Genomic DNA, 26442 nt, shown 5'->3' with positions numbered 1-26442 from the left:
CCTACAGCAGGTCTTTCTTGCGAAATTCCTCCGGCGAAAGGCCGGTCTCCCGCTTGAAAATCCGGGTAAAATAACCCGCATCCCTGAATCCCACGCTTAAGGCAATCTCCGAAATTTTCCGGTTCCCGCCCTCCAGCATTTGCTTGGCTTTATCCATCCTGAGCTTCAGTAAATATTCGGTAAACGTCATCGAAGTATGCGACCTGAAAAAACTGCTGAAGTAGGCAGGGCTGAAAAAGAACCGTTTCGCGACAAGCTCCAGCGAAAGATCCTCCATGTAATGCTCCGCGAGATACGCTTTGCACATCGCAATGATCCGCTCGTTTTTGTTGTTTCTCCGGTTCTCGATGCTGTCGATGATCCGGTTCAAATAATGGCCTGCTTTCTCCTCGACTTCATCAAGCGTCGCGCAAGCGGGAATCTGAAATTCCATCTCGGAAGCGAAATTGTTGGCTTCCTCGCTCCGTATAGACGCTTCGTTTGCTTTGACCAGGTTCACCAGCACATACAAAATGCTGTGCTTCAAGTGGGAAGGAGAAGGATAGTCGCCATCCAACAGCTGCCGGATCAACAAGCTCAAAGACTCTATCGCCTTCTCCCGTTCCCTGTTCGCCACGGCGGCTGCGATTCCGGTATCGGCGGGAACTAATTCCAATGACGGCTTGTACGGGTTGTAAGCGATTCCATCATTAACGACAACTTTCCCGCTGCCGCAATAAAAGGTATAGTCCAGCGCATGCAAGGCTTGCTTGAAGGAGCGCGGCGCTTCCCGGTAGAGATCGACTACGCCGTCGCCTACGCCTATCGACAAGGTAAGTCCGAATTCCAGGCGAACCCGGTCGATAAATTCGGTTAACCGCTCAGCCTCCCTCTTCATCAGCCACTCCAAGGAATGTGCAGGCGTAATGACGGAGATAAGCATAGGCTCGTCTCCGTCCAGGTAAAAGGATAGGGTCGGACCGATCGATTCGGCGACCTGACCCATCCAGTCCTTGAGGCTTGCTTTGACTTCCGTGAATTCCTCGCCATGATATTTCTCATCGATCTCGGACTTGGAAAGCTTGGCGACGATGACAAAACCGACCTGGCCCTGCGGGACCAACCCTTCGATTTCCCGAAGCTCGTCTTCATTCGCCACCGACCGTACCCAGCGACTGAGCAAGTGCTGCTCGTAGACGGGGATAGTTGAATTCAGTTTTTCCTGAAGATTCGCTCCGTCTTGAAGGCGCATCCGCTCTTTTTCAATCGCGGTGTCTAGTTTGTTCAGCATATCCGACATATCTCTCGATTCTAATGGTTTAAGTAAATAATCGAACGCGCCAAACTTGAGCGCCTTCCTGGCATAATCAAAATGCCCATACACGCTCAGAATTACGATTTTCATCGATTCGCTACGTTCCACTAATTGCTCGATCAACGCAAAACCGTCCATATTTGGCATACGAATATCCGTAAATGTTATATCAATCCGATTGGCTATAGCAATACGCAGAGCTTCTGCCCCATCCTTGGCCATAAATAAACGATAGTCCGGTCGGAGCGTTTTGATCATTTCAGCAATACCACGGCGATGACGCGGCTCATCGTCTACTATAAGCACGTGATACATCATTATTCCCCCTTCCATGGCCAGAGTCCATTAAAGAACCACCAGCTTTATCTCATTGTGAATAAAATAGGGGTCTCCAAAAATTCTATTATTGAAAGCCCCCTGTACATATTATTGATGCAATGTCAGTCGTCAAACTTTAACCCCGCCATAATGAATTCCTGCTTTCCTGCTACTAGCTTCAATACCTAGTGCAAGAGCACCGCACAATCCGGCATTATCACCCAAGCCTGGTGAAACGATATAATTCTCCAGATCGTCAAGAATAGCTGGGGATGCAACATATCCGTTTAAAAATTTAGCCACTTTCTTACGAATGAGCGGATAAAGCTGTTTCTGATGCATAACCCCCCCGCCGAGAATCACTTTTTTAGGCGACAGCAACAGAATTACCCCCGAAATGGCCTGAGCCAAATAAAATCCTTCCATCTCCCAAGCCAGATGGTCTTCAGGCAGCTCGCTTCCCTTCAATCCCCAGCGTTTCTCAATCGCAGGTCCGCTGGCCATGCCTTCCAGGCAATCGCCATGATAAGGACAGAAGCCTTTGAATGGATCCTCTGGATGCCGACGGGTCAATACATGTCCACCCTCCGGATGGACAAGACCATGAATCAGATTGCCTTCCGCAAACACACCTACACCAACACCCGTCCCAATCGTATAGTATACACAGCTATCCAATCCCTTGGCGGCTCCCCACATTGCCTCACCGAACACCGCAGCATTCACGTCGGTATCGAAACCGATCGGAACAGGGAAATTTCGTTTCATAAACCCCACGAAGTCAAACCCGCTCCATCCCGGCTTGGGGGTCGTGGTAACTTGCCCATAAGTGAGACTGGAACGATCCAGGTCAATCGGTCCGAAGGAACCCACTCCAATTGCCTCAATGTCTTTGTCTCTAAAGTACGCTACTACTTGCTCAAGTGTCGGTTCGGGTATATCCGTTGGAAAACTGATCCGGTCCAAAATTTCTCCTTTCTCATTGCCAATCCCGCAAATGAATTTCGTTCCTCCCGCTTCAATTGCACCAATCCTCATGTTTGTTCCTCCTGAATTGTAAATGGTTTCGATATCATTCTACACGTTTGGCAAACGTTTTACTATTTAGTTTTCAATATCTGGTAATATTTTTTATAACCCTATATCACAAAGCTATTGTAACCGTTGACAACTATAATAATTGTGTTAATATGTTTTTGTAAAACGTTTTACTAAATGGAGATGACGAGATGAAAAAAGTATTTTACAAACCGAAAGACGGATGGGTCGGAGATGTGATCCCGTTCTATGACCATGGAGAGTACAAGCTCTACTATCTCCATGATCAAAGAGTTGGTGGAGATTATGGGAATCATACGACATGGAACCTGATCACCACCAAAAACGGCTTGGATTTTGAAGATTATGGCGTAGCTTTGCCAAACGGTAGCGAAACCGAGCCGGACCGTAACGCATATACCGGTTCAGTGATTAAGGATCGAAACGGTAACTATCACCTTTTCTACACCGGTCATAATCCCAACCCTGAATTTTGCGTTGACGGAAAGCCCTTACAGGTCGTGTTGAAGGCTACCGGTACCGATGGAATCCATTGGACGAAAGATGAAGATTTTAAGCTTTATGGAGATGGAGTCATTTATGAGCAATTCGATTGGCGTGATCCATTTGTGTTTTTCAACGAAGAACGGCAAGAGTACTGGATGCTCGTCACCTCAAGGCAAATGAATTCCTCCGAAAGAAGAGGTGGGTGCGTTGCCCTTCTTACTTCCGATGATCTTAAGAGCTGGCGTTATCGGGAACCGTTTTACAGTCCGGACAAATACATCACCATGGAATGCCCGGATTATTTCAAAATGGGAGACTGGCACTACCTGGTCTACTCGACGTTTAGCGAAAAGTTCGTGACACATTACAAAAAAAGCAAAAGTATCGAAGGCGTATACTCTTCACCGATTCTTGACACCTTTGACGGCAGAGGCTTTTACGCGGCGAAGACGGCCTCGGATGGCCAGCAAAGATATGCTTTCGGCTGGGTTCCTTCCAAGCAGGGAGCAAGTGATTTTGGGGATTGGGAATGGGCTGGAACACTTGTCGTGCATGAGATTTATCAAAATAATGACGGTGATCTACTTGTTCGGATGCCTCAATCGGTTTATGAGCATTTTAATACGGAAGCAGACGTCATTCCAGAATCAGAGAAAAATTGCCGCCACAACGATGAAAGCGGATTCGAACTGGAGTCTCCCGATGGATTGGCTTACCGTGTATTTAATGAAGTGCCTTCCCAGGTTCTAGTCGAAGCAGCATTTACGGATTGGAAAGATACAAAGGACTTTGGGATCGCGCTGCGAACCGACAAAGTTCTCGATACCGGATATTTCATTAAATTCGATCCGTTTCACAACCGCATCGCTTTCGATATGTGGCCTAGAACCGAACCTGGATTCTTTCAATGGCAAATTGCCGGCGACAAACCTCAGATGATCGAGCTGGAAAGGCCGTTTTCGTTCTCTGAACATAACAAGATCACGGTTAAAGTGATTTTGGAAGATGATATCTTATGTCTGTATGTCAACGACAAGATCGCGATGACCACGCGTGTCTATAACTTCAAAACTGGCCACCTCGGTTTTTTTGCTAACGAGGGCTCCGTTAAAGTCAATAAGGTCAAGCTCAAGACAGGATCACTATAATAACCTGTTTCAAAACAATTAAAGTCTCCTTTAAGGAGACTTTAATTGGAAAAATAAAAAATGAAGGGGTATTCACATGACGACAAAAAAGAGAAAAATGTCTAAGGTTCTCTCGCTTATCGCAATCTTTTCATTAGTTGCAACCGCTCTCGCAGGTTGCGGCGGCTCGGAAAACAGTAGTGCTGGAACTAAGGGAGATAATACGATTACGTGGTTAACGGCCCGGCCGGAAAACGGAGCAATCATACAAACGGTTCGAGAACTGGCGGACCGCTATTCGGAGGATCATCCCGAATTCAAACTGGATATTCAAGTGACCGCTGACAGACCTTCCTACCTAACCAAATTAAGAACGCTAGTTGCTTCTGGGGAACTGCCTGATTTTATCGATACGGACGCCGATCCGTACGCCCAGGAACTGGCGGATGCCGGAATGCTCGTTGACATGAAGCAATTCCTGGAAGAGCAAGGTTTGTATGATCAGTTCTACGAACCTGCACTGAAATATCAGGAGCTGCCCGATGGCAGCCTGTACCTTCTCCCTCTGGAGTATCATCTGGAAATGACCTGGTACAATAAGAAGATATTTGAGGAAAATAATCTAACGGTTCCGAAAACGATCGATGACATGCTTACCATCAGCAAGGCGCTAAAGGACAAGGGCATTACTCCGATTGCGGTGGATGGTGTTGACGTCTGGCCTGTACTGCGCTATGCAGCTATGATCCCTTTCCGTACCACAGGAAATGAATTTGCACGGAATCTGAGCCAAGGTAAAGCTAAAATGGCCGACGACGTCGGCATGCAAGCGGCAAATTTTGTATCCGAGATCGGACAGTATTTCCAGAAAGGATTTGCCTCGACAGATTATACGACGGCCAAGAATATGTTCCTTAACGGCGAAGCGGCCATGTATCGTATGGGTACTTGGGAAATCCCATCCTTCGTAGACGAAAATCTGCCGGAACAACTCAAAGGCCAAGTGGATTATTTCTATCTACCGACCATCAACGATGCCAAGACACCGGATAACGAATTTTTCGGAAACAGCGGGATCGGACTGGCCGCCACGACCAACAATTTCGACGAAACAACTAAGGATTTCCTAAGCTATGTCTTAAAAAACTACAGCGATGTCTACGTTGCTAAGCAGCAGATGTCTCCGCTTAAATTCACGATTGAAGATGAGTCCAAGTACTCCGAGCTATTCCTTCGAATCAAAAAGGATATGGATCATTACGGTTCGGAGTTCGCCAAACCATGGGATACCTTGCTGGACGCCGATACCAACTCTGTCATGAGTGATTTGATCATCAAGCTGGCAATGGGAACAATGACGCCGGAAGACTTTGCCAAACAGATTGACGACGCTATTGCCCAAAACGCCAGCAACTAATCTTTGCTCTAAACGTACTGTCATCCACCCGGGCCATCATTGACTCGGGTGGATACCTCTCAATAAAAACAAATGGGGAGATTCACATGAATGTGCTCAAGGATAAGAAGGCATGGTTAATTTTCATCGCGCCTGCTTTGCTGTTTTATTTAGTAACTGTATTTGTTCCGATCATTCAATCACTGAATTACGGATTTCAGGATTGGAACGGAATCAAGGACGCCAGTTATATCGGACTAGGCAACTATATTAAAATGTTTCAAGACCCCTATTTCTGGAATGCCGTTAAGAATAACTTGGTCTATGTTGCAATCGTCGTACTCATGCAGGTATTTATCGGGCTGTTTTTTGCCCTATTACTCTCGTACGTCAAAAAAGGAGCCAGCCTATTTAGAACCTTGTATTACTTGCCGGCAGTTGTGGTCACGGTTGCCATCGCTCAGATGTTTCGTAACTTTTATTCACTACAGCCACTAGGCCTACTCAACATGTTTCTAGAATGGATCGGATTAGGTCATTTGCAAAGCGCGTGGTTATCGGATCCGCACACCGCATTGATCGCAGTCTCCATTCCTGAAGGATGGCGTTTTACCGGGATGTACATGGTTATTTTCTATGCGGCTCTCATCGCGATCCCGAAAGAAATAGAGGAAGCCGCAACGATTGACGGCGTAAACGGATGGCAGTTGATCCGCCATATCAAATTACCGAGCATCAAGCATGTGCTCAGTTTAGCCCTCATTATGTGCACCACCGGGGCGCTAAGAGGATTCGATATCCCTTATATCATCGGTGTACAAGGGTCAACAACTGAGTTGGTTACGACTTATATGTACAAAAAAGCGTTCACTAGTATTCAATATGGCTACGGAAGTGCGATCGCCGTATTTATCGTCATCGAAAGCCTACTGGCTGTACTCATTATCCGAGCTATATTCAATTCCAGGAAAGGAGAAGCATAACATGCTATCCAGAAAAAAAGCTTTATCCTTCCTATTGTACTTTATCGTTATAGCAATCCTGGTCGTCCAAATCTACCCGGTGGTCTGGCTGATGTTGTCCAGCTTCAAATCGAGCATCGAATTAACGACAAAACCGTTTTCGCTTCCGACGTTATGGTCATTCGACAACTATGCCGCTGTATTTCGAGATAGCAGCCTGCTGCTCTATATCAAAAACACGGCCATCGTTACGTTCAGTTGCCTGCTGCTCATCGTCTTCTTAAGTGCAACGGCTGGCTTTGCTCTCGTTAAAATGCAGTCAAGGCTGAATTCAAAGTTGCTGCTATTCTTTACGATCGGAATCATGATTCCGATTCAGGTTACCTTAATCCCGCTTTTTATTATGTACAAAGAATCTGGTCTGCTGAACTCGTATCTGGCACTGATCCTTCCCCAGGTCGGATTTGCCCTGCCTCTATCGATTTTGATCTTCACCAGCTTTTACCGATATGTACCCAATGAATTGATTGAAGCTGCCGTCATCGACGGATGTAACATTTATCAGGTCTTCTTGAAAGTCATTTCTCCACTGACGATCAACACCACAATCACGGTTGCTTCCATCAATTTCATTTTCATTTGGAACGATTTTATTTTTTCTAACACGTTTACGAACGACAAACAATATAAAACCATTGCCGTCGGCCTTCAAGAGTTCATCGGTGCTTTCGGAGCAACGGATTGGGGACAGACGTTTGCGGCCATCTGCATCAGTATCATCCCGATCATCGTCACCTACTTGTTACTGAATAGATATGTAATGGCTGGCGTTTCCGACGGTGCTGTTAAAGGATAACGAATAAGGAGAGATTAACCATGCAATCGATGAATCAACTTTTTGGTAGAATGAAAGGAAAAAGCAGAGCGATTACAGCGGAAAATCCGCATGGCTTAAAAGGCCAAGGAGGAAAAGCAGCCGGCCCGCTTGGCGTTGCTCGCAAAGGTAAGGCTTTTATCTCGTTAGCCAAAGGCGAAACCGCCACACTCGTCGACATTGAAGGCACCGGCATCATCCAACACATCTGGATGACCGTGACGGACCAAACCGAGACCGGTTGGTTTGTATTGCGTGACTTGGTATTGCGGATGTATTGGGACAATGAAGAAACCCCCTCTGTGGAAGTTCCGCTGGGCGATTTCTTTTGCAACGGCTTCGGCGCCAGAGCAATCGTCAATTCTTTGCCGATTGTCGTGAATCCGGTTGGTGGCATGAACAGTTACTTCGCGATGCCTTTCAAAAAAGCCGCCAGAGTAACTATAACGAATGAACATCCCCAAGAGATCGAGGCGTTTTTCTACCAGTTTGATTATGTGCTTGTCGACGAACTCCCGGAGGATACGGAATATTTCCATGCCCAATTTCGCAGAGAAAATCCAACCCAGCTCGGGCAGGATTATACAATTATTGATGGAATTAAAGGAAGAGGGAAGTATGTCGGCACTTACATGGCCTGGACTTCCTTATCGCGTTACTGGTATGGTGAAGGGGAAGTGAAATTTTATCTCGACGGCGACCAAGAATGGCCTACCATCTGCGGGACGGGTGCGGAGGATTACTTCGGTGGTGCATGGGGCTTCGTGAAATACGATAACGGTAATCCGGTGCATGAACAAACCTACTCCACTCCCTTTATGGGTTTCCCGCACTTCCAAGTAACAGACAATACGAGATCGCATATTTACGATGGAGCTGCTTGCCCGATGCGCGGCTTCTATCGTTGGCATATTCTTGACCCCATTTTGTTTGAAGAGGATTTACGTGTCACCGTCCAACAGATCGGACATGACGGGAAGGCCTTATTTGAAAGAAGTGACGACGTGAGCTCCGTTTGCTATTGGTATCAGACCGAACCGCATCAAGCGTTTCCTACACTACCAGGTGTTCTGGAAAGACGTCCGCGCTAACCGACGATAAAATCGCAATCATATAAGTAGAGGTATAGAAATGGCTAATAAAAGGGTTACTTTAGTTCAAGTCGCAAAAGATGCAGGTGTTTCTCCCGCAACGGTTTCCCATTTCCTGAACGGAAACTTTCAGAAAATGGGCTCGGAGACGAAAGAAAAAATCAGTCTCTCGATAACCAAGCTAGGTTACCAAGTGAACCCTGTTGCCAAAAGTCTCATCACTGGCAGAATGCACACAATTGGACTCGTTTTATCAGACAGTACGGACGACGGTTATTTTGAAGACTTATATTTCCTGCATTTTGCCCAAGTCATCAAACATCAATTAAAAGCGTTGGGATATAAGATTATCTTGCTGGACTTTGAAGAAATCTTCATGAATATCCAGATGGTCGATGGAATCATCGTCAAAGCGACCATGGATACGGAAAAATTCATGCCCCGGTTAATGAACCTTAACGTACCGGTCATTACAATCGGACGCCACAATTTATCTTACGGCGCGCATATGCTCCGCGTCGACGACTACCTAAGCGGTCAGACCGGCGTGAATCACTTATTATCCCGAGGCTATCAGAATTTGGTCATATTGACTTATCCGCACGGTCACGTTCCCGGATTCGACGATCGGCTGAACGGAGCCAGCGAGGCTTTGCGGCAGAACGGCAAACTAACGACGGTTATTACAGGGGATATGACGGAAACTTTCGGATACGATACCGTAGTTAACTTGGTCCAAAACAACCAGCTGCCGCAAGCGTTGTTTTGCTTAAATGACATATCCGCCATCGGAGCCTTAAAAGCGTGCAAAGATTTGAACATTTCCATTCCGGATAAACTCGCCGTGTTGGGCGTCGACGACATGCCAACCGTCTCCGAACTGCTTAGCTTATCGACCATACGGCATCCCATCAACGATTTAGCCGAGACCGCTGCCAAACTGATGATCAAATCGATCGAGTCTGACGGTCAGCGCATCGAACCTGTCGAAGAAGTATTTCCGACAGAACTGATGGTTCGGCGAACCAGCTGATCTCGAACATGCTATGGGAATAGACCAAGCAAAATATCGGGCAAGGGCAAATGGGCCCCTGCCCGATTATTTTCTACTTTTACCTTCTAGAATCCAACCATTCACCGTGCTGGAAAAGGGAACACATAAGTCCACTGCACGCTTTCCACTTCATCCAGACGATTCTTGAAGTTGTATGAAGTCACGCTTTCATGGTATTTTATACACGTCCGCATGCTGCGCGAATGTGCTCCTATTAATTTCACTACTTCAATGTCGGAACGTTCACATCATCCACATTGAGATGCCCGAAGTCTTCCGCTGCACTATCGACAATCTTGATATAGCTTGACGTGCCCACATAAGACGCCGCATTCCACGTAATCGGCCTGACTTACGAGGACCCTACAACTGATAAATTCCTTGCTCAATTCGTTCCATGCAGTACTCGGCAAATTTGTAGTAATCGAAATCATGATGTTTGTTGTCCTCCGTAAGGCCGCTGTAGAATAATCCCCACGCTACCTCGCGAACCATCGATACATATTTCATATCTTGAAAAATGTGGAATGTATCTTCTTCGAAATGCCCGAAATATAGCCTCAACCACTCCCGTTCTTCTGCTTCGCTGAACTGGTTGGTAAACGGAATAAGCGTCAATTCGAAGAACACGTCTCCAATTCCCGAAAGCTCCCAATCGATGATCTGCAACTGGTCGCCCGTATAGATCATGTTGCACAGGAAAGAGTCATTGTGACAGAACCTATTGTTATAAGTTTTATCATTACTCCGTTGATGCGCGATTTTTTCTATGCGGTCCAATAGTCGATTTAAGCCATACGGGCGCTTGACTTGAAACGAATCCGCCCCCCTCAAATAGCCATGAATCAAGTCGTAAGGCGTACATTTTCGACCCTGACTTTCCATGCCATGTATAACTTTGAGGCGATTCATAATCATGGTTTTGATGTTCTCGTCTGCCAGGTCATCTTTCTCTAGCATTCGACCATCGATAAACTCCGTGACCACATAATGTTCAGGATGATCATCGGCAATGACTTGAGGGGAAAATCCTTCCCGATGCGCCTTCTTCATCACTTCGATTTCTGAGCGCCGTGTCAGATTTAAATATTCATTTTGCCTGCTATTGATGCGAAGAACATAGGCTTTATGCTTGGTTTGCACCCTATAAGTTTCGTTGCACAAGCCTCCGCCAAGATTTTCAAAGCCCAGAATTTTGTGCTCTAGCTCTGGAATCCCACGGATAATGTCATCCACTTTCATCTTCACGAGAACTCACCCCGCCCCGAGTCATGTATCTTTGCTTAGTTAGAAGGCAAGCCGAACCTGCAGCTTGCCCTCTTGCTTTCTAAGCTGGAAAGTAACGATTTCCCCAAATACCTTACACGTAACCGCGCTTACAGTATTGTAAACTTTCTTGATTTCTGAGCCCTCAAGCTGGTACAAAGTGTATACGGTTTAGGCTTTTTTCTTAGCCAAGGAATGGAATGTGAGGTGATTGAGATGATCACATTATCTTTACTTAGACTTATGCTTTTTTTTGTTTTCCCTTTATCCTCTACCCTCGATTCGCACATCGCTGAATTGAGCACTGCCCTGACTGACAAACAAACCGAGCTTCCCATGCTGGATATCGTACATTCTGGCACTCATCGCTATGTTCTCATCCACGTAAATCTCACAAATCGAGCCGTCTATAAACACTTTGATTTCGTAAGGACGTTCGGGAATAAGCTCAATCGGACGCTCCAGCTCTACCTCATAAGGGAATGTCTTTCCGCCCTCTTCCGACTGCATAATATATCCCCGGAAAGTAAGGCGGTTTCGTTGCGGTTCAAATGTAATATAATAGGCCGCATCCAGGGTGTCTTCTGTTCGGAGCATGAACCCAAGTCCTTGTGTTTGTCCGGAGAATGAAACACTCGCGGATATTTTGCACTGATCTGGGAGATCCTCCCGGGTCGTGCAGCCAGCAAACCCATACGGCGACTCGCAGGAGAGCGAGCAATCCGAATCGAGCCACGCTCCCTCAACACGGTTAAAGCGCACGGGCATCAGTTCTTTAAATGCAGCATCGACCGTATCTGGCACTTTGACGCCGAGGGTGCCATCCGGACGCTGTATGATTTCATGTACAACCAAATTCCCGCCCCAGTCCCAAGTGTCGTAATCCTTGCCCTGGGACTTCGGAGGATTCCAGCCGAATAAATCGTCATTCTTCGTTGGATTCCACCCGAACAGGTAACGTTTCTGTCCGTCAGCCACGGATTTGGCCGCATAGAAGGCCCTCCCGTCAAAAGTATCCTCCTTTGGGGTAATCCAAGGGCCATTCAGGCTGCGGCTCATCCGGTAAAATGTCGCAAATCTTCCCGTGTAAGAGGAATAAATCAAATACCACCAATCCCCGATTCGGAACAAATCGGGGCATTCGTGAGCCCCCACGTGCAGATTCGGCGCGTACAAAGGTTCACGGTACTCCCAGGCTTTCAGATCCTTGGATGACAGCAGCGCGGTGCACCCTTTTCGATTGGTCGGCCCTTTCGCCATCGCCGAAAGCAGCATCCAATATTGGCCTTCCTCTTCATTCCAGAACACGAAGGGATCGCGCCAATCGGAAAGCTCATAGATGCGATCGTCAGCTGCAAAGGTATCCTCGGGAATGGGCTCCCAGGTCTTCAAGTCTCTGCTGATCGCATGACATACCAGCTGCTTGCCCGGTGGGAATATGCAATAGAACATATGGTAGATGCCGTCCACTTTCAGAATATGACCGGTGCCGCCTTCAATCTTACAGGGTCCTTCTTCCCGATAATTGACGAAGTCCTTCGTTCCGACAAGATACCAGCCGTGATCAAGGCCCTCCCGGTAGTTATCCCGCCAGCCGTGCAGATAGAACAGCTTAAACTCCCCGTCTTCATAATAGGGAATAACGTCCCCTACCCAGGCGTTCTCCGGTCGATAGAAAAATTCCTTCATCTTCATCCCTCCTGATGGTTTAAGTGGCTTAATCGTTCATCCAAGGAAACGGGCATGTACGCATCGCTTGTGCCCTGCTCCTGATACCAGTAAACGGTGGCGGCATTCAAACATTGGTTATTTAGCCCCCAATAATCCCCTTTGTATTTCTCAATAACCCCCTCAAAAGAGCAGCAAGCGATTCAAGATCATATAATCGCTTCACGAGGTCTTGACAGGAATAAAATTGCTGTTCCGTTGAATTCATATCAAATTCTCCTCTCTTCCCAGATGGGCTTCATATCCCATACTTCCATCGATTTGACTGTCAGACTGCCGTCTCCCCAAATTTCAAGCCCCAAAGCATCCGTACGGCTCGGATACACCCGGGTCGTAAGGCTTTTCAATCCGTTGGCATAGGCTTCAACCATGGAGCGGTCCAAATAAATGTGAAGCTTTAGATTCTCCCCTAAGAGCTCCACATTGCCGCCCTGGATTCCTCCGCACTTTTCTCGCGGGTCAAGTGTGGTTTTGGTTCGGTCGACAGAGAACATGGATTGGTTCATATCATAAAACAGAAGTGTCTCTTCTTCTCCATCCGATGTACGGCGGATCTTGATCCCGAATCGTTTGGCGCTGCCCGAATCGATTTCCAACTGGATTTCAAGCATATCGCCTCGAACATCCTGAAGCCGTTCATTCGACTCAGTCAATGATTTGTCCTGGAGCGATATCCGTTTGGCGCCACGCAGCGATTGAAGCTCCTGAATCGGCTCAATACCTAACCGTCCGTCCTCCCTCAAATACACGCTTAGCGGCAAACCGGCGTTATGAGCCCAACCCGATTGATATTCCAGTTCGAGAGTTCGGTCGCCTTGGGCTATCGTAAATATGATCTTTCTGCCGGTCTTCGGATCAACCATTCCGCTCGGGCCAGTAAAATGAAAATCACCAACGTCAATCAATTGCGGTTCCTCTTGATCCGGAATAAATGATAGATTTTGCTTGTCAAGCTGCCCGATCCAATAGAATACCTCGACATCCGCTCCCTGTCCCACAGGGCTGACCAGTAAAAGATGCTTGTCCACACCCTGCTTGTCGCTGCCAAGGGGAAGAAGCACGGGAAGCTCCCAGATGGGGCCCAGATAAGGAAACCTCTGAATATCCGCTTTAAACAACGGCCCTTTGTATGTCCAGTTCAGCATATCCTGAGACGCAAAAGCCAGCGCTGCTCCACCTTCGCCTTCGATCCCGGACCCGACCAATGCAAACCATCCGTCATCGTCCCTCCACACGAACGGATCCCGGAAATCACCGAATACGCCCATGCCCTTCTTCTGTACAATCAACGGTACCGGATGCTTGACCCAATGAACCAGATCCGGGTCTCCATCCCGGGTATAGGTACTTCGTGCAAGCGCCACGCTCTGATTAGGCGAAGCACCGTCATTGCCCGCTGTAAAGAACAAGACAGGCAGGCCGTCTGCATCGTAGGTCGCGCTTCCCGACCAGATCCCATCCGGTGCGAGCGAATCCTTTTCAGGGGCTAATGCCACAGGAAGATCACGCCAATGCACCAGGTCCTCGCTTACCCAATGTCCCCAATGAATGTGATAAAAAAATGGCCCAAGAGGGTTATGTTGATAGAATAGGTGGTATTGACCATCAAAATAGATCGGAGCGTGGGGCTCGTTCATCCAATGCGCCGGCGGGCTGGCATGATACTGCGGTCTGTGTCGATCCAAAAGCAAAGGCGTCCGATCCAATTTGATCTCATCATACGCTAATTGCGGATGGACTCCACCGCAGGCATCATTCAACACTTGCCGATAAGATGAGGCAATCTCCTCCGCGCTCAAAGCGCGATTATAAATTTTGAGTTCATCCATGATACCGCTAAACATGTGAAGGCTAAATTCGCCCGCCCATTGGCTGCTGTGATTATTTTTGCCAATGAGTAGTTCCGTGTCGACCGCTTCGGCCAAACGGGAATTTCTAGGCAGCTCAGCCGAAGCGATTTCGCTGCCGTTTAAGTACAATTTCATTTCCCCTTGATGCCCATCGAACACAGCATTGATATAAGACCAATTGTTTTTTGGCAGTTCAAGACCGTCCGGCGACCAAAGTTCCTTCCAGTCTCCTCCTTCCAGCCCGACTTGGAAGGACCAGGAGCCATGACGAAACATGCCCAGTAGATAACCCTGCTGGCGATCCATGTTGTAGCGGTTCACGATGGCTGACAGCTTACCTTCAAATCCCCATTCATAGGAACGGGGAGCCACCCATACTCCGATACTCAGTGCTGATCGATATTCTGTCTTTCGGTTCACATTTCCCTCTTTAAACCGATGGGAAATGTATGTCGAGTAGCCGTCGAACAGCAGCCCGTTTCCCATGACTCCCGGTTTCCACTGCGGATCGCAGGATTGCGTAAACTCGGCTTGATTAAATACGTACTGAATATCATCCCGTACTTGAGATATGCTCTCCACAGCATTGGCTCCGGTTCCTTCATCGAATGGCCAATACATCATCAGCCCCTGATTGTCGGATGTTTGGCTCACGCTTCATCCCTCCCTGATGTCTGTTCGATGTTGTTATTGGAAGCATGAATAGACTGAAGTGCATGGACATGGAGCGAGTTCAGCACAACCTGCCCTGATTCCGTACTTATGGAAAGCTCATTAATCGGGGCATCCGGGAAAATTTGATCCGTGAGAGCAACCAGCCCTTCATTCGCATACACTTCAACCGCATTGCGATCCAGCCAGATACGCAGCCTGATTTTCCCGTTATCCGGAACCAATCTGGCTCCATGCTTACACGCAAACGACGCGTGAAAATCCGTCATGCCTGATTTGGAACGGTCGATGAATAGCCATTGGCGTACAGGATCATATCCGATTGAAGTCTCACTTTGCCCGGACGATTGCATTTTGATATAAACCTCGCCGGCGGATCGAATATCGATGTCCGCTTCAATCTCCAGCAAGTCATCCTTCATCTTCAGCACATACGGGAACTCAGGGGCTACCGTGAGCATATTCCAGTCCCACGATTCTTTTCGAAGCTGCTCGATTTCCCCGACAGGCATTTGGGTTAGTACGATGCCCTCATCCCGATGGGTCAATGACAAAACGCGTGGCAGCGTCATTGCGCCTCTCCAGGCGCCGGTAGGCGTCTCGTTGGCATATTTCCAATTGCTCATCCATCCGATGATCACGCGCCGTCCGTCTTGCTCAGGTAGATCCGACCAGGTAACACCTGCATAGTTGTCCCGACCATGATCCAGCCACATGATATGATCAGGCGAATTGTCGTTGATGAAGGTATTTCCGTCAAACTCTCCGATAAAATATTGCGTGCGTGATCCTTCCGGACTGGAAGGGTTATCCCCAATGCTGATGACAAGCACCCATTTAGAACGCCCGCTGTCATCGATCGGCAATTCAAAGAGATCCGGGCATTCCCAAACCCCGTCATGCGAGCCTTCCTCACGGCCGAATTCCCCGGTAAACGACCAATCGCGCAAGTTTTCTGATCCATAAAACCGAACATGGTCTCCCGCGACGATCGTCATTATCCACCGCTCACTTTGTGCATGCCAAAACACTTTCGGGTCCCGGAAGTCTACCAGATCAGGCTCGGTTAGAACCGGGTTCCCCTCATATTTGTGCCAGGTTCTGCCTTTATCGCTGCTGTAAGCCAAGCTTTGCCGCTGGCGTGGCTGCCCGGTCTCTGGACTTGTGTCCGCATGGGTAAAAATCGCAACCAATCCATGGGCGCCCGCAAAAAATCCGCTGCTGTTATTAAAGTCAACTACACAGCAGCCGGAAAAAATGGCTCCATGCTCGTCCGGGAACAAAGCGATCGGCTCATGCTGCCAGTGAATCAGATCATGACTTACGGCATGACCCCAGTGCATCGGCCCCCATTTATTGCTAAAGGGATGGTGTTGATAAAACAGATGATATTCTCCCTCGTAATAGACTAATCCGTTCGGATCGTTCATCCAATGGGATGGAGGCGAAAAATGAATTCCCGGTCTAAATCTCTCGCCCATCTGTTTATGTGACTCCATGATCTTATTGATTTCATCTATCGTCGGCATTGACTGAAGAGCCCCTTTCCGTGTTGTCACTAATGCACCGCCAGCATTGGCAAAAGTCAGCATGCTAATGATTTGCTGTTTTAATAATTTATTTAAAGAAATGTTGCATTCCAGTATTTGATATAATAAGCATCCTAGAAAAGCGTCGCCGGCCCCGGTCGTATCGATGGTATTCACTTTGAAACCCGGGACATAACCTTCATGGGCAGCCACCCGGTAATAGCAGCCTTGTTCACCTATCGTAACGACAATAAAGGCGATGCCGAATTGTTGCTGTAACATGAGTGAGCCTTTCTCAACTTCGGTTATACCCGTGATAAAGCAAAGCTCTACTTCTGATATTTTCAAGATATCTGCATGCTTCATGCCCCACAGGATATTTTGCTTCGCTTCCTCCTTGCTCCCCCATAACGAAAATCGGATGTTCGGATCGAATGAAAGCAAAACTCCGGCCTCCTGGGCCTTAACGACTGCCGCTCTTGTTGCTGAACGTGCCGGCTCGTGGGTCATTGACAATGAACCAAAGTGGAGCACCTGGCAGTTCCCAATCCTGTCGAGCGGGACATCCTCCGAGCGCAACAAGGTATCCGCTCCCGGTTGCCGGTAGAAGCTGAACGATCGGTCTCCGCTGTCATCCAAATGGACAAATGCCAGCGTTGTTTTGGCTTCATCCGTAAACGAAAGCGCACTCACGTCGACCTCGCAGCTAAGCAACGTATTGTGCAGAAACGAACCGAAGTGATCCTTACCAACCTTGCTGATTAATGCAGCTTTGGCACCTAAACGGGACAGCGCAGCTGCTACGTTAGCCGGAGCCCCTCCGGGGTTGCATTCTAATTGCTCGTTGCCCCCAACTGAACGGCCTACCGGAGTAAAGTCTATCAATAATTCCCCAATGGCTATTACATCAAGCACAGTTTCTCCCCACCTATCGTTTGATTATCTATCTATTTTAGATTTGCGTTATAACGATCCAGCCCATTTTGATAAATCTCCATCAATTCGTTCAAGCCCATTTTCTCCAGGGTCTTCACATAGCTGTCCCACTGCTCATCGACGCCGCCATCAACAATGAATTTTCCTCGTTGGGTATTGACATATTTAATCAATTCGGGCTCAATTCGATTGATTTTGTCCAGTTCCTCCGGCTCAAAGAAGATACTCGGATAGTTTTCCTTTTCCATATAGGGATCGTAATATTTTTCCAAGTCTTTAACGCGCTGCTGGGCTCTAGGCTCCAAATCAACGACTTTTCCCAAATCTTCGATGGTAATAACACCTGGTCCTCCAGCGCCTGGAGCGACTTTTTGACGGAATTCGCCTGCAGAAGTCCCTTCGGGAAGCGGCAGGTTTACCAATTTCCCATTCTCGTCCTTCTCGAATACGATATCCAGTGGACCCCAGTGGATTTGAGCAGCCATGTAGGGCTCATACTGCTGATCGATCCAACGCATCGTAATTTCCGGATTCTTGTTCTCTTTTGTAATCACGAAAGCGCCGCGTCCTGGACCGCCACCGTTGCCGCGACCGATCAATTGATCCCCGTTCGGTCCTTTGAGCGGAGACAGCAACGCATAATCCTCGCTTCGCTCCGGTCCAACCACCTCATCGACTTCCCACCAGATATAGGAACCGAGTGTTTCGGTTGATGTTTTCCCTTTGGCCAGATACTGAGCGGCGTCCTGGGTGAACGATTCAGGATCAATCAAGCCCTGCTTATACCATTTTTCATGGAAATATTTCAATGCTTCCTTATATTCAGGCTGCGTAGCAGTAAAGATCACTTTTCCGTCGCGGACGATCCGATGTTCCATGTTATCCGGAAGTCCGAAAGCTCCGAATATGCCAGCAATATCCATACACCACTGCATGTGCATAAAGCTTAACGGAATTTCGTCGGCCTTGCCGTTGCCGTTTGGATCCTGCGTTTTAAAGGCAACTAATGCTTCTGTATATTCATCCAATGTTTGCGGCATTTTCAGGCCCAGTTTGTCGAGCCAATTTTTATTGATGACGTGAAAGAAGGGGTTTGTTCCAAGATTGTTCTCTTCCCACGAAGGCAGCCCGTATATATGCCCATCCGGTGCCGTGATCGAGGACTTAATGTCAGGACGGCGATCTAAGAGCGCTTTCAGATTAGGCGCATATTGATCAATTAAATCTTCCAGCGGGAGGATGGTACCATCTTCTCCGTAAGTAACCAGCTCGTAATCGGAGAATCCGGCTCCGTAAAAAGCATCCGGTAAGTTGCCGCTGGCCAGCAGCAAATTTTTCTTCTCTGTAAAGTCGGTGTCCGGAATGTTCTCCCACTCAATCTTAACGTTGGTTTCCGTTTCCAATCGTTTGAAAATTTCCATTTGCGAATACTCTGGCGCCAATGCTGCTTTCGGGGATACCATCTTTAACGATACCGGTTCATTCACAATCGGAAGACCCGTTTTGTTAAAATTCGCAGCCTGATCAGGATTATCCGACTGATTCTTGGCGTCTCCTGAACATCCACTCAGCGCAAAAGCTCCGGCTAACATAAGAATCCCCGCTCTTTTGAATACAGATTTCATCGTACATAACCTCCCTTAGATCATTACGCAAGATTGATACATTACTTTGTCTTTATCTATAGTGGTCTGGATGCTGATATATCGATTCTGCTGCGCATCCCCCCTTTCAAGTATCTGTCTTCATCATCCTTTGATCGATCCGATCATAACGCCTTTGACAAAGTACTTCTGCAAGAAAGGATAGAGAATCAGCAGCGGCAGACTGGATACAATGATGACGCCGTATTTGATCAGCTCCGTTACGCGCATCTTCGCGGCGTAGGACTCCACGTCCACCATCATGCCAGAGTTTACCTGATTCTGGACGAGAATGTTGCGAAGCACCAGCTGCAGAGGATATTTACTTTCGTCGTTCAAATAGATCAGAGCATCAAAGAAACCGTTCCAGAAACCGACGACATGATACAGTACCATGACGGCTATTATGGACTTCGATAAAGGCAATACAATGCTCCAGAAAAATCGGGTGTTGGAACAACCGTCGATCGAAGCAGCTTCCCACATTTCATCCGGGATGGAGGACTGAAAAAAGGTCCTTACGATAATGACATTCATGATGCCGCCGGCACCGGGGATCACAAGTGCCCAGATCGTGTTCAGCATGTGAAGATCCTTGATTAGCAAATACGTAGGAATCAACCCGCCGCTAAAAAACATGGTGATCAATAAGAACCACATGATAACAGGTCTTCCAACCAGATCCTTACGGGCTAACGGGTAAGCGGCAAATACGGTAACCGCTACTCCGATCAAAGTTCCAATACCCGCGTATAGCAGGGAGTTGGCATACCCGATCCAAATGGAGGAGTCATTGAATATTCGTTCATAGCCATCGAGCGTAAAGCCCTTCGGAAATAACCAGACTTCCCCCGAATAGATGAGATTGGGATCACTGAATGAAGCAATCAGCACAAAATACAGCGGAAATAATACGATCAGCATGACTACGGTCAAGAAGAAATAGTTGATGGCGTCAAACCATGCGTCTCCTCTGCTTTTTCTCTTCAATAACTGGTTCAAAGTGAATCCCCCCTACCAAAGACTGGTTTCCGTTAATTTTTTGGCGACCCGGTTGACGGTGACAATCAGGATGATATTGATGACGGAGTTAAACAGTCCGACTGCCGTAGAAAAGCTGTACTGCGCCTTCTGAATCCCCAATTCATATACATAGGTCGGTATAATATTCGAAGTCGCATAGTTCAGATCGCTTTGCATTAGAAATGCTTTCTCGAAACCGATGCTCATGACGTTCCCGAGTGCGAGAATCAGAAGAATGACAATGGTCGGCAAGATCGAGGGAATGTCCACGTACCATACTCGCTTCCATTTACTTGCTCCATCCATAATCGCGGCTTCATGCAGTTCCGGATTGACCCCGGCAAGCGCAGCCAGGTAAATAATCGTAGCGAAACCGGTCTCTTGCCATATGCCTGACAAAATGTACAATGGACGGAACCATCCTTCGTCAGCCATGAATAGAATGGGTTCCCCGCCGAACCAGGTAATGATGAGGTTCACGAGACCACTGTTTGGAGATAAAAAAACATGCAGCATACCGACGAGCACAACGGTAGATATAAAGTGCGGTGCATAAATGACGGTCTGAATAAATTTCTTGTAACGCTTGCCCAGCATCTGATTCAGCATGATCGCAATAATAATCGGAGCCGGGAAGCTGAACACAAGCGATAGGAAACTGAGTGTTAGCGTATTTTTCATGATGGTCCAGAAATTATAAGAATTAAAAAAATCAATAAAATGCTGGAAACCCACCCATTCGCTGCCCCAAATGCCCTGGCTCGGTGAAAAATCCTTAAATGCAATTTGTACTCCGTACATCGGATAGTACTTGAACAGCAGGTAAACCAGAATGATCGGCAGCAGGAACAGATACAGCTCATAGTTGCGTTTGACTCGACTCCAAGTTTTACGATTTTCTTTAATGAGGGGTTGTTGTCCCCCGGAATCTCGTGAAATCACCGTCATACTCCCTTTCTTCACAGCATGTAATTTGTATTTGAAACGTTTCCAATTTAATTGAAACGTTTCCAACTTAGTATAAGAAAAACGTCAACCAGTAATTATACCAGTAAAGCTTCTTCCGTAGCAGTTGATGTTTTTCTAATGAATAACCTAGGGTAAAGCATTTGCTTCCATGTAACAATCAAGTCGTTTCACCTTGTCTAAATATGACCGGAAGACGATAAACTTCCCGGTCCAATGTTTTGCCATCGATCTTTTTGAAGAGCAGCCTGATCGTCGTACGCGCCATCTCCTCTACAGGTTGTCTGATCGTTGACAATATCGGATGGAAATACGGATGATCCTGAATCCCGTCATATCCGATGACCTTTACATCCTCCGGAACGCGAATGCCCAGTCTGCCTGCTCTTTCGATATACTTGGCAGCGAACATATCCGTAATAGCAAAAATGCCGTCCACATCCCGATACTTATCTAGAAACTCGCAAAAATAGGCTTCATCGTCTACAACGGGGTCTGGCTTTTCGTAAATAACATAGTCGACTCCCATTGCTTTGGCTTCATGAATAAAGCCTTCTCTCCGATTCATAGTTTCACTGAAAACGGATGTGACGCTTCCCATAAAAGCCGGCTTTCGGGCACCCGCTTTGACAAGCTCCCTTAACGCCAGACGCCCTCCTTCATAATTATCCGAAGTTACGCATGTGATTTTCTTGTTGAAGTGCCTGTCTATACTGACAATCGGGATGTCATTGCTTACGTCATTTTCGATATCGTTGTACGTAATGCCGACAATACCTGCCACTTTGTTTTGTTGAAGCATATCAAGATAATACAATTCCTTCTCAGGTTTGCCGCCGCTATTACACAGCATGAGCTTAAAACCTTCTTGATCCAACTCATCTTCTATGTAATAAGCTAATTCCGAGAAAAAAGGATGCCAGATACTGGGTAGCAGCAGGGCTACCATCTTGGACTTTCGCATTTTGAAATTTCGGGCAATCTCATTAGGGATATAATTTAACTCTTGTATGGCCATCTCCACTTTTCTGCGTGTAGCGGGCTTAACGGCACCCGAATTGTTAATGACACGGGACACGGTGCCCACAGCCACACCAGCTAAGTTGGCTACATCTTTGATACTTGACATTTAACCCCCCACTTAAATCTCTTTTATGGAAATCATCATAACACCAAATTGGAAACGTTTCAATAACTTTTTTGGAAACGCTTTTTTTACAAAAGAAGAGCCCGGTTCGAATCAAACCGTACTCTTCCCGCTTTTATAGAGGATCCGGTTGACCTTTTCGGAGCTCAGCATCATGATCAAGGCAAACAATAGGATGACGACGGGAAACAAACCGATGGATATCTGGGCTGCAACGATCCCAAAGAGCGGGGGCAGTATCGTTGTGCCTGTATAGGCAACAGCCATTTGATACCCCATGATTCTGGACGATTGAGCTCTGCCGAAGCGCGCCGGCGTTTCATGCAGCATGCAAGGAAATATCGGCGCAAGGCCGAGTCCGATGACAATCAATCCGATGAGGGACAGATAGGGATGCAGCGGCAGTAATAACAGGACGGCCCCGGCAATAGCCGTCACCTGCCCGGCTCGTATGAGGGTGAGATTGTTCATCTTCAGCGTGACGAATCCGGTTATGAAGCGGCCGACCGTAATGCCCCCGTAATACATGGACACCCAGACTGCCGCTGTTTCCAAAGGCAGACCTCGGGTCCCTACCAGAAAGCTTGCTCCCCATAAACCGACGGTCACTTCCACACCGCAATAGAACAAAAATGCCAGCAAGGTAACCTTTACCCCTTTGATCTGCAGCGGATTCCCGCGTTTCTGGACCATGGCTTCCCCTCTGCTCGCGGAGTCGGTTCCCGTGTATACGTCCTGCATGTCTTGAGGCTTATGTCGGCTCGCCACGATCTTCCATAGCGGTAACGTAAGCAGCAGGATGAAGACCAGCACGAATTGCAGGATCGATACGGTATAATATCCGTCTCTCCATGCATTGCCGGTCCCCATCGAATAGGACATGATGATCGGTCCTAACGTTGCGCCGACGCCCCAGAAGCAGTGCAGCCAGCTCATATGATGGGCCTTATAGTGGTTGGCCACGTAATTGTTCAACCCTGCATCCACTGCCCCTGCGCCTAAACCAAGCGGAATCGCCAGCAGAATGAGCCAGAACAGCGATGGAGCAAACGAAAACCCGAGCAGCGCGCTGGCCGTCAGCAAACAGCTGATAAATGTAACAATCCCCGTCCCGAAGCGTTCGATCACGCTTCCGCTGACCAGGCTGGACACGATCGTGCCTCCGGTTACCATCATTGACAGTAAACCCGCAGATTCAAAGGCCGCTCCGATATCCGGCTGCATGGCCGGCCAGGCGACACCAAGCAGCGAATCCGGAAGCCCTAAACTAATGAAGGCAAGATAAATAATAAGAAGAAAAAATGTTACCACCATGAAGGTCCTTTCTATGTTGTAATCAATCGGGCAATATTCATCTATTCTAAACCTTGTTCGGTCTTATGAAAAGGCCAGGCACGGCTTTTGTCCTCGAAAGCGGCGCGCTGAATGAAATGTCAGGAATGGAACGCCTTCCAGAATTCACCTTCGGTATTGATGATATCCCGGATCTGTGCGAACGGAATGGTGAATGTCGGAAAACCCGCCGCGTAAGGAGCGATCTCATAAGGCGCAAACACCAGATGAATCGCATGATCCTTCACATAGAAGGACTGGTCGGGAGCGATTCCCGTATAACTGTCCGGGAACACGTACGAATACTGAGGATCTTCCTTGATCTGCTTGCCGACGATCCGGCTGAGCTCCTGCACATAATCGCTGCCTGGCTTAAACAAATCCTTCAGCGAATACATGCTGCCGTTCCCCAGGTTAATCAAGGCAAAGGTTCGGGTCGGCATGCCATGCGCGGCACCGAAGGGATAATGATAACCGTTCAGCTCGAGTACAAGCAGCTGCTCCTTGTAGAAAATGACGTCAAAATCGCCTGTATAAGCATATTCCAACAGCTGGTCCGCCGGAATAAACTTTACTTGAGACATGTCTTTAAGCTTGTTATTAACCGCTTGCTCGGCAGCCCGATCCCGCATTCCCTCGATCTGAGGATAATAAACTAAGTAATCCGGATTGGGTTTATACTTCTCCTCTACGACCTGATAAGGAGGGTGTAACGGAATTACGGTATTCTGCTTCCATATGACGCGGCCCGACCGATCCAGATACGACAGCCTCTGATCGACCATGGCCTTTATCAAGCCGCCTGGTTCCAGCGTAAATGAACCGCTGCCGTTCACGCGGGGATATCCCGGCGCCGGTTGGCCTGATCGATCGATGAAATACGTCTGCATTGCATCATATACCGAGGCCAAACCATGCTTGAATTCAAGAACGTCACGATATACATAATCGGACAGCTTCCTTCCGTCCCAATCTGCGATGGCATAGATGGATCCAATATACGGCTGTTCCGGATCAATCGCACGACCGAGCGCAAACCGGTCTTCCTTCAAATCCCGGATGTCGTTATACTCCGGCTGGATGACCCATTTCCCCCGTACATTAATGACGCCATACTTTGATCGGTAATCTTCAGACGTATTAACGATAGCTCTGCCTCGATGGAAAGGAAATGCCGAAGTGTAAGCCGGCGGGATGACAACGTTCCCCTGTTCATCGATATATCCGTACTTCCCGGCGCTTTCCTTCTGGAAGGCCAGCATGCCCTCACCTAGCGGTCCAACGTAAGCGAACGGATAGGTGGCGAATTGGCGTCCCTGGGGATCGATGAGGGCATACAGATTTTCTTTTACTTTCACAACGGCTTTGCCGCCTGCAAAATCATTCGCTTCCTCATACTGCGCAGGGATCGCCTCCTGACCCTCGGCATCGAGGTAGCCGTATCGGCTGTTTGCGCCATCTCCGCCGCCGGAATCGGTGACATCGAAAACGGCTCTTCCTTCGCTAAGCCCCGCGATATACGGATAACTCTGCCTTGTCAGCACTTTCCCTTGTTCGTTGATCATCTGAAAGCCTTGACGATCGATCACGGTCGCTCGATGTTCCAAGAATGGACTGATGGATTGATACTTGGGCTTCACGACGAAACGGGCGAACCGGTCGATGAGCCCATAAAGGCCGTCTGCGCCAACAACTGCAAGGCCATTGTCCTGGAAATCCTGAGCATCCTCATACTTGGGTTGAATGACCATGCTGCCGCTACGGTCAATGTATCCCCACTTTGTTCCGCTCGTTGTTTTCACGGATGCCGGATATAAGCGGCCCAGGGTCTGCGATTGCCCCCTGCTTGCCAGCATTTCCTTGATCCGGCTCTCAAGCTCAAACAGAATCTCGCGTGAAGGGTAAGGCTCTGCGAACTCAAGTGCTTTACGGACCGACACAAGCGCGGCCTCCGGCATCCCTGCCCGGTATTGCGCGTCTGCCAAGTAGTACCAATAATAAGCGTAATCCGGATGTTCGTGCGTCAATCTCTCGTAATACTGAACGACGGCAGGAAAATAATAAGGGTAAGCATCCGTTGCAGACACTAACGTTCCTCGGTCCCACCTGACCACTTCGACTCGATACGCTTCCCCCGTATCGTGGATCCATAACGCGATTTCAGCAAGACCATCCGAGCCCGCCGGACCGGGCAGATCCACGATATCGATATAACTGAAATTCACGTCAGCAGGCGCGATATCCTTATATCCCTCCGGAGTCCATGCGTAGATCGACAATTTGGACCAGATAGAGCCGAGCTGCCAACCTACGATCACATGGTTCAGGCTAGGGTTTAACACGGGAGCTGCCGTCAGTAAAGTAACCCCATACCCCTGTCCCATGACATTGGCAACGACTTCGTAACCATCATTTCGATAAAACAGCACAAATAGATACAATGCTTCATCCAATCGATAGACTCCAATGATTTCAGGCACCTTATCTCCCGTGACATCGGCGGTTATGACGGCAGCATGTTTGGCAGTATGACCCATGTGTACAATTTCCGCGCCGTTTGGCAGATAAGCCTTAACCATCTGAACCAGCTGCGGATCATAAACGGACATGAAGTTTTCCTCCCTATTCGCAAGCTTTCTCGCCTAATCGTATGCAGACGATTGTCAAATATGCGCTAACGCGAGAGGGA

The 26442-nt window shown here is 47.9% G+C and carries 18 protein-coding genes; 6 read left to right on the top strand and 12 right to left on the bottom strand.

Features of this window, described 5'->3' with window-relative positions:
* Nucleotide 1: 1 nt before the first annotated feature.
* Together MHI43_RS13350 and MHI43_RS13345 are read right to left on the bottom strand one after the other, a co-directional pair.
* Complete coding sequence (locus MHI43_RS13350; protein WP_036663501.1) at nucleotides 2-1609, bottom strand: response regulator; 1608 nt, start codon at nucleotides 1607-1609, stop codon at nucleotides 2-4.
* A gap of 132 nt (nucleotides 1610-1741) precedes the next feature.
* Nucleotides 1742-2650, bottom strand: a complete 909-nt coding sequence (locus MHI43_RS13345) for an ROK family protein (RefSeq protein WP_036663503.1) — start codon at nucleotides 2648-2650, stop codon at nucleotides 1742-1744.
* 191 nt (nucleotides 2651-2841) lie between these two features.
* Here MHI43_RS13345 and MHI43_RS13340 point away from each other — a divergent pair, with 191 nt between their 5' ends.
* From MHI43_RS13340 to MHI43_RS13315, 6 genes are all read left to right on the top strand, one after another.
* Complete coding sequence (locus tag MHI43_RS13340; protein ID WP_036663506.1) at nucleotides 2842-4305, top strand: glycoside hydrolase family 32 protein; 1464 nt, start codon at nucleotides 2842-2844, stop codon at nucleotides 4303-4305.
* 76 nt (nucleotides 4306-4381) lie between these two features.
* The gene (locus MHI43_RS13335; RefSeq protein ID WP_051425370.1) at nucleotides 4382-5701 is read left to right on the top strand and encodes an extracellular solute-binding protein; all 1320 of its coding nucleotides are present in this window, start codon (nucleotides 4382-4384) and stop codon (nucleotides 5699-5701) included.
* Nucleotides 5702-5787: 86 nt separating this feature from the next.
* Complete coding sequence (locus tag MHI43_RS13330; protein WP_036663507.1) at nucleotides 5788-6663, top strand: sugar ABC transporter permease; 876 nt, start codon at nucleotides 5788-5790, stop codon at nucleotides 6661-6663.
* Between the two features lies 1 nt (nucleotide 6664).
* Nucleotides 6665-7498 (top strand): carbohydrate ABC transporter permease, encoded by an 834-nt coding sequence (locus MHI43_RS13325; protein ID WP_036663510.1) that lies wholly within the window; start codon nucleotides 6665-6667, stop codon nucleotides 7496-7498.
* Nucleotides 7499-7518: 20 nt separating this feature from the next.
* Nucleotides 7519-8607 carry a glycoside hydrolase family 172 protein gene (locus MHI43_RS13320; RefSeq protein ID WP_051425371.1) on the top strand — a complete coding sequence of 363 codons (1089 nt, stop codon included), beginning with the start codon at nucleotides 7519-7521 and terminating at the stop codon, nucleotides 8605-8607.
* 40 nt (nucleotides 8608-8647) lie between these two features.
* Nucleotides 8648-9640: a LacI family DNA-binding transcriptional regulator gene (locus tag MHI43_RS13315; RefSeq protein WP_015734851.1), complete on the top strand. Its 993-nt coding sequence runs from the start codon at nucleotides 8648-8650 to the stop codon at nucleotides 9638-9640.
* Between the two features lie 384 nt (nucleotides 9641-10024).
* Here the strand turns inward: MHI43_RS13315 and MHI43_RS13310 are convergent, their stop codons facing one another.
* From MHI43_RS13310 to MHI43_RS13265, 10 genes are all read right to left on the bottom strand, one after another.
* Nucleotides 10025-10903, bottom strand: coding sequence for a phosphotransferase (locus tag MHI43_RS13310; protein WP_235201823.1), 879 nt, complete (start codon nucleotides 10901-10903; stop codon nucleotides 10025-10027).
* Between the two features lie 288 nt (nucleotides 10904-11191).
* Complete coding sequence (locus MHI43_RS13305; RefSeq protein WP_015734849.1) at nucleotides 11192-12616, bottom strand: glycoside hydrolase family 32 protein; 1425 nt, start codon at nucleotides 12614-12616, stop codon at nucleotides 11192-11194.
* A 248-nt stretch (nucleotides 12617-12864) separates the two neighbouring features.
* Nucleotides 12865-15159 carry a GH32 C-terminal domain-containing protein gene (locus MHI43_RS13300; protein WP_036663515.1) on the bottom strand — a complete coding sequence of 765 codons (2295 nt, stop codon included), beginning with the start codon at nucleotides 15157-15159 and terminating at the stop codon, nucleotides 12865-12867.
* A complete protein-coding gene (locus tag MHI43_RS13295) occupies nucleotides 15156-17621 on the bottom strand; it encodes a PfkB family carbohydrate kinase (RefSeq protein WP_081746322.1) in 2466 nt (821 codons plus the stop codon). The genes MHI43_RS13300 and MHI43_RS13295 overlap by 4 nt, the downstream gene beginning before the upstream one ends.
* Before the next feature lie 32 nt (nucleotides 17622-17653).
* Nucleotides 17654-19267 carry an ABC transporter substrate-binding protein gene (locus MHI43_RS13290; protein ID WP_036663518.1) on the bottom strand — a complete coding sequence of 538 codons (1614 nt, stop codon included), beginning with the start codon at nucleotides 19265-19267 and terminating at the stop codon, nucleotides 17654-17656.
* A 123-nt stretch (nucleotides 19268-19390) separates the two neighbouring features.
* On the bottom strand, nucleotides 19391-20287 hold the full coding sequence (locus tag MHI43_RS13285; protein ID WP_036663520.1) for a carbohydrate ABC transporter permease: 897 nt from the start codon (nucleotides 20285-20287) through the stop codon (nucleotides 19391-19393).
* A gap of 12 nt (nucleotides 20288-20299) precedes the next feature.
* Entirely contained in the window at nucleotides 20300-21256 is a 957-nt protein-coding gene (locus tag MHI43_RS13280; protein WP_036663522.1) for an ABC transporter permease subunit, read from the bottom strand.
* 178 nt (nucleotides 21257-21434) lie between these two features.
* A complete protein-coding gene (locus tag MHI43_RS13275) occupies nucleotides 21435-22403 on the bottom strand; it encodes a LacI family DNA-binding transcriptional regulator (protein ID WP_015734843.1) in 969 nt (322 codons plus the stop codon).
* Between the two features lie 111 nt (nucleotides 22404-22514).
* A complete protein-coding gene (locus MHI43_RS13270) occupies nucleotides 22515-23735 on the bottom strand; it encodes an MFS transporter (protein ID WP_015734842.1) in 1221 nt (406 codons plus the stop codon).
* Nucleotides 23736-23854: 119 nt separating this feature from the next.
* Nucleotides 23855-26362: a WG repeat-containing protein gene (locus tag MHI43_RS13265; protein ID WP_015734841.1), complete on the bottom strand. Its 2508-nt coding sequence runs from the start codon at nucleotides 26360-26362 to the stop codon at nucleotides 23855-23857.
* Between the last annotated feature and the right edge of the window lie 80 nt (nucleotides 26363-26442).

Origin of the sequence: Paenibacillus sp. FSL H8-0457 (genome assembly GCF_038051935.1) — a bacterium.
GTDB classification, from domain to species: Bacteria; Bacillota; Bacilli; order Paenibacillales; family Paenibacillaceae; genus Paenibacillus_AQ; species Paenibacillus_AQ lautus_A.
The sequence above is the reverse complement of the archived record's forward strand: the minus strand, read 5'-3'. Positions and strand labels throughout refer to the sequence as shown.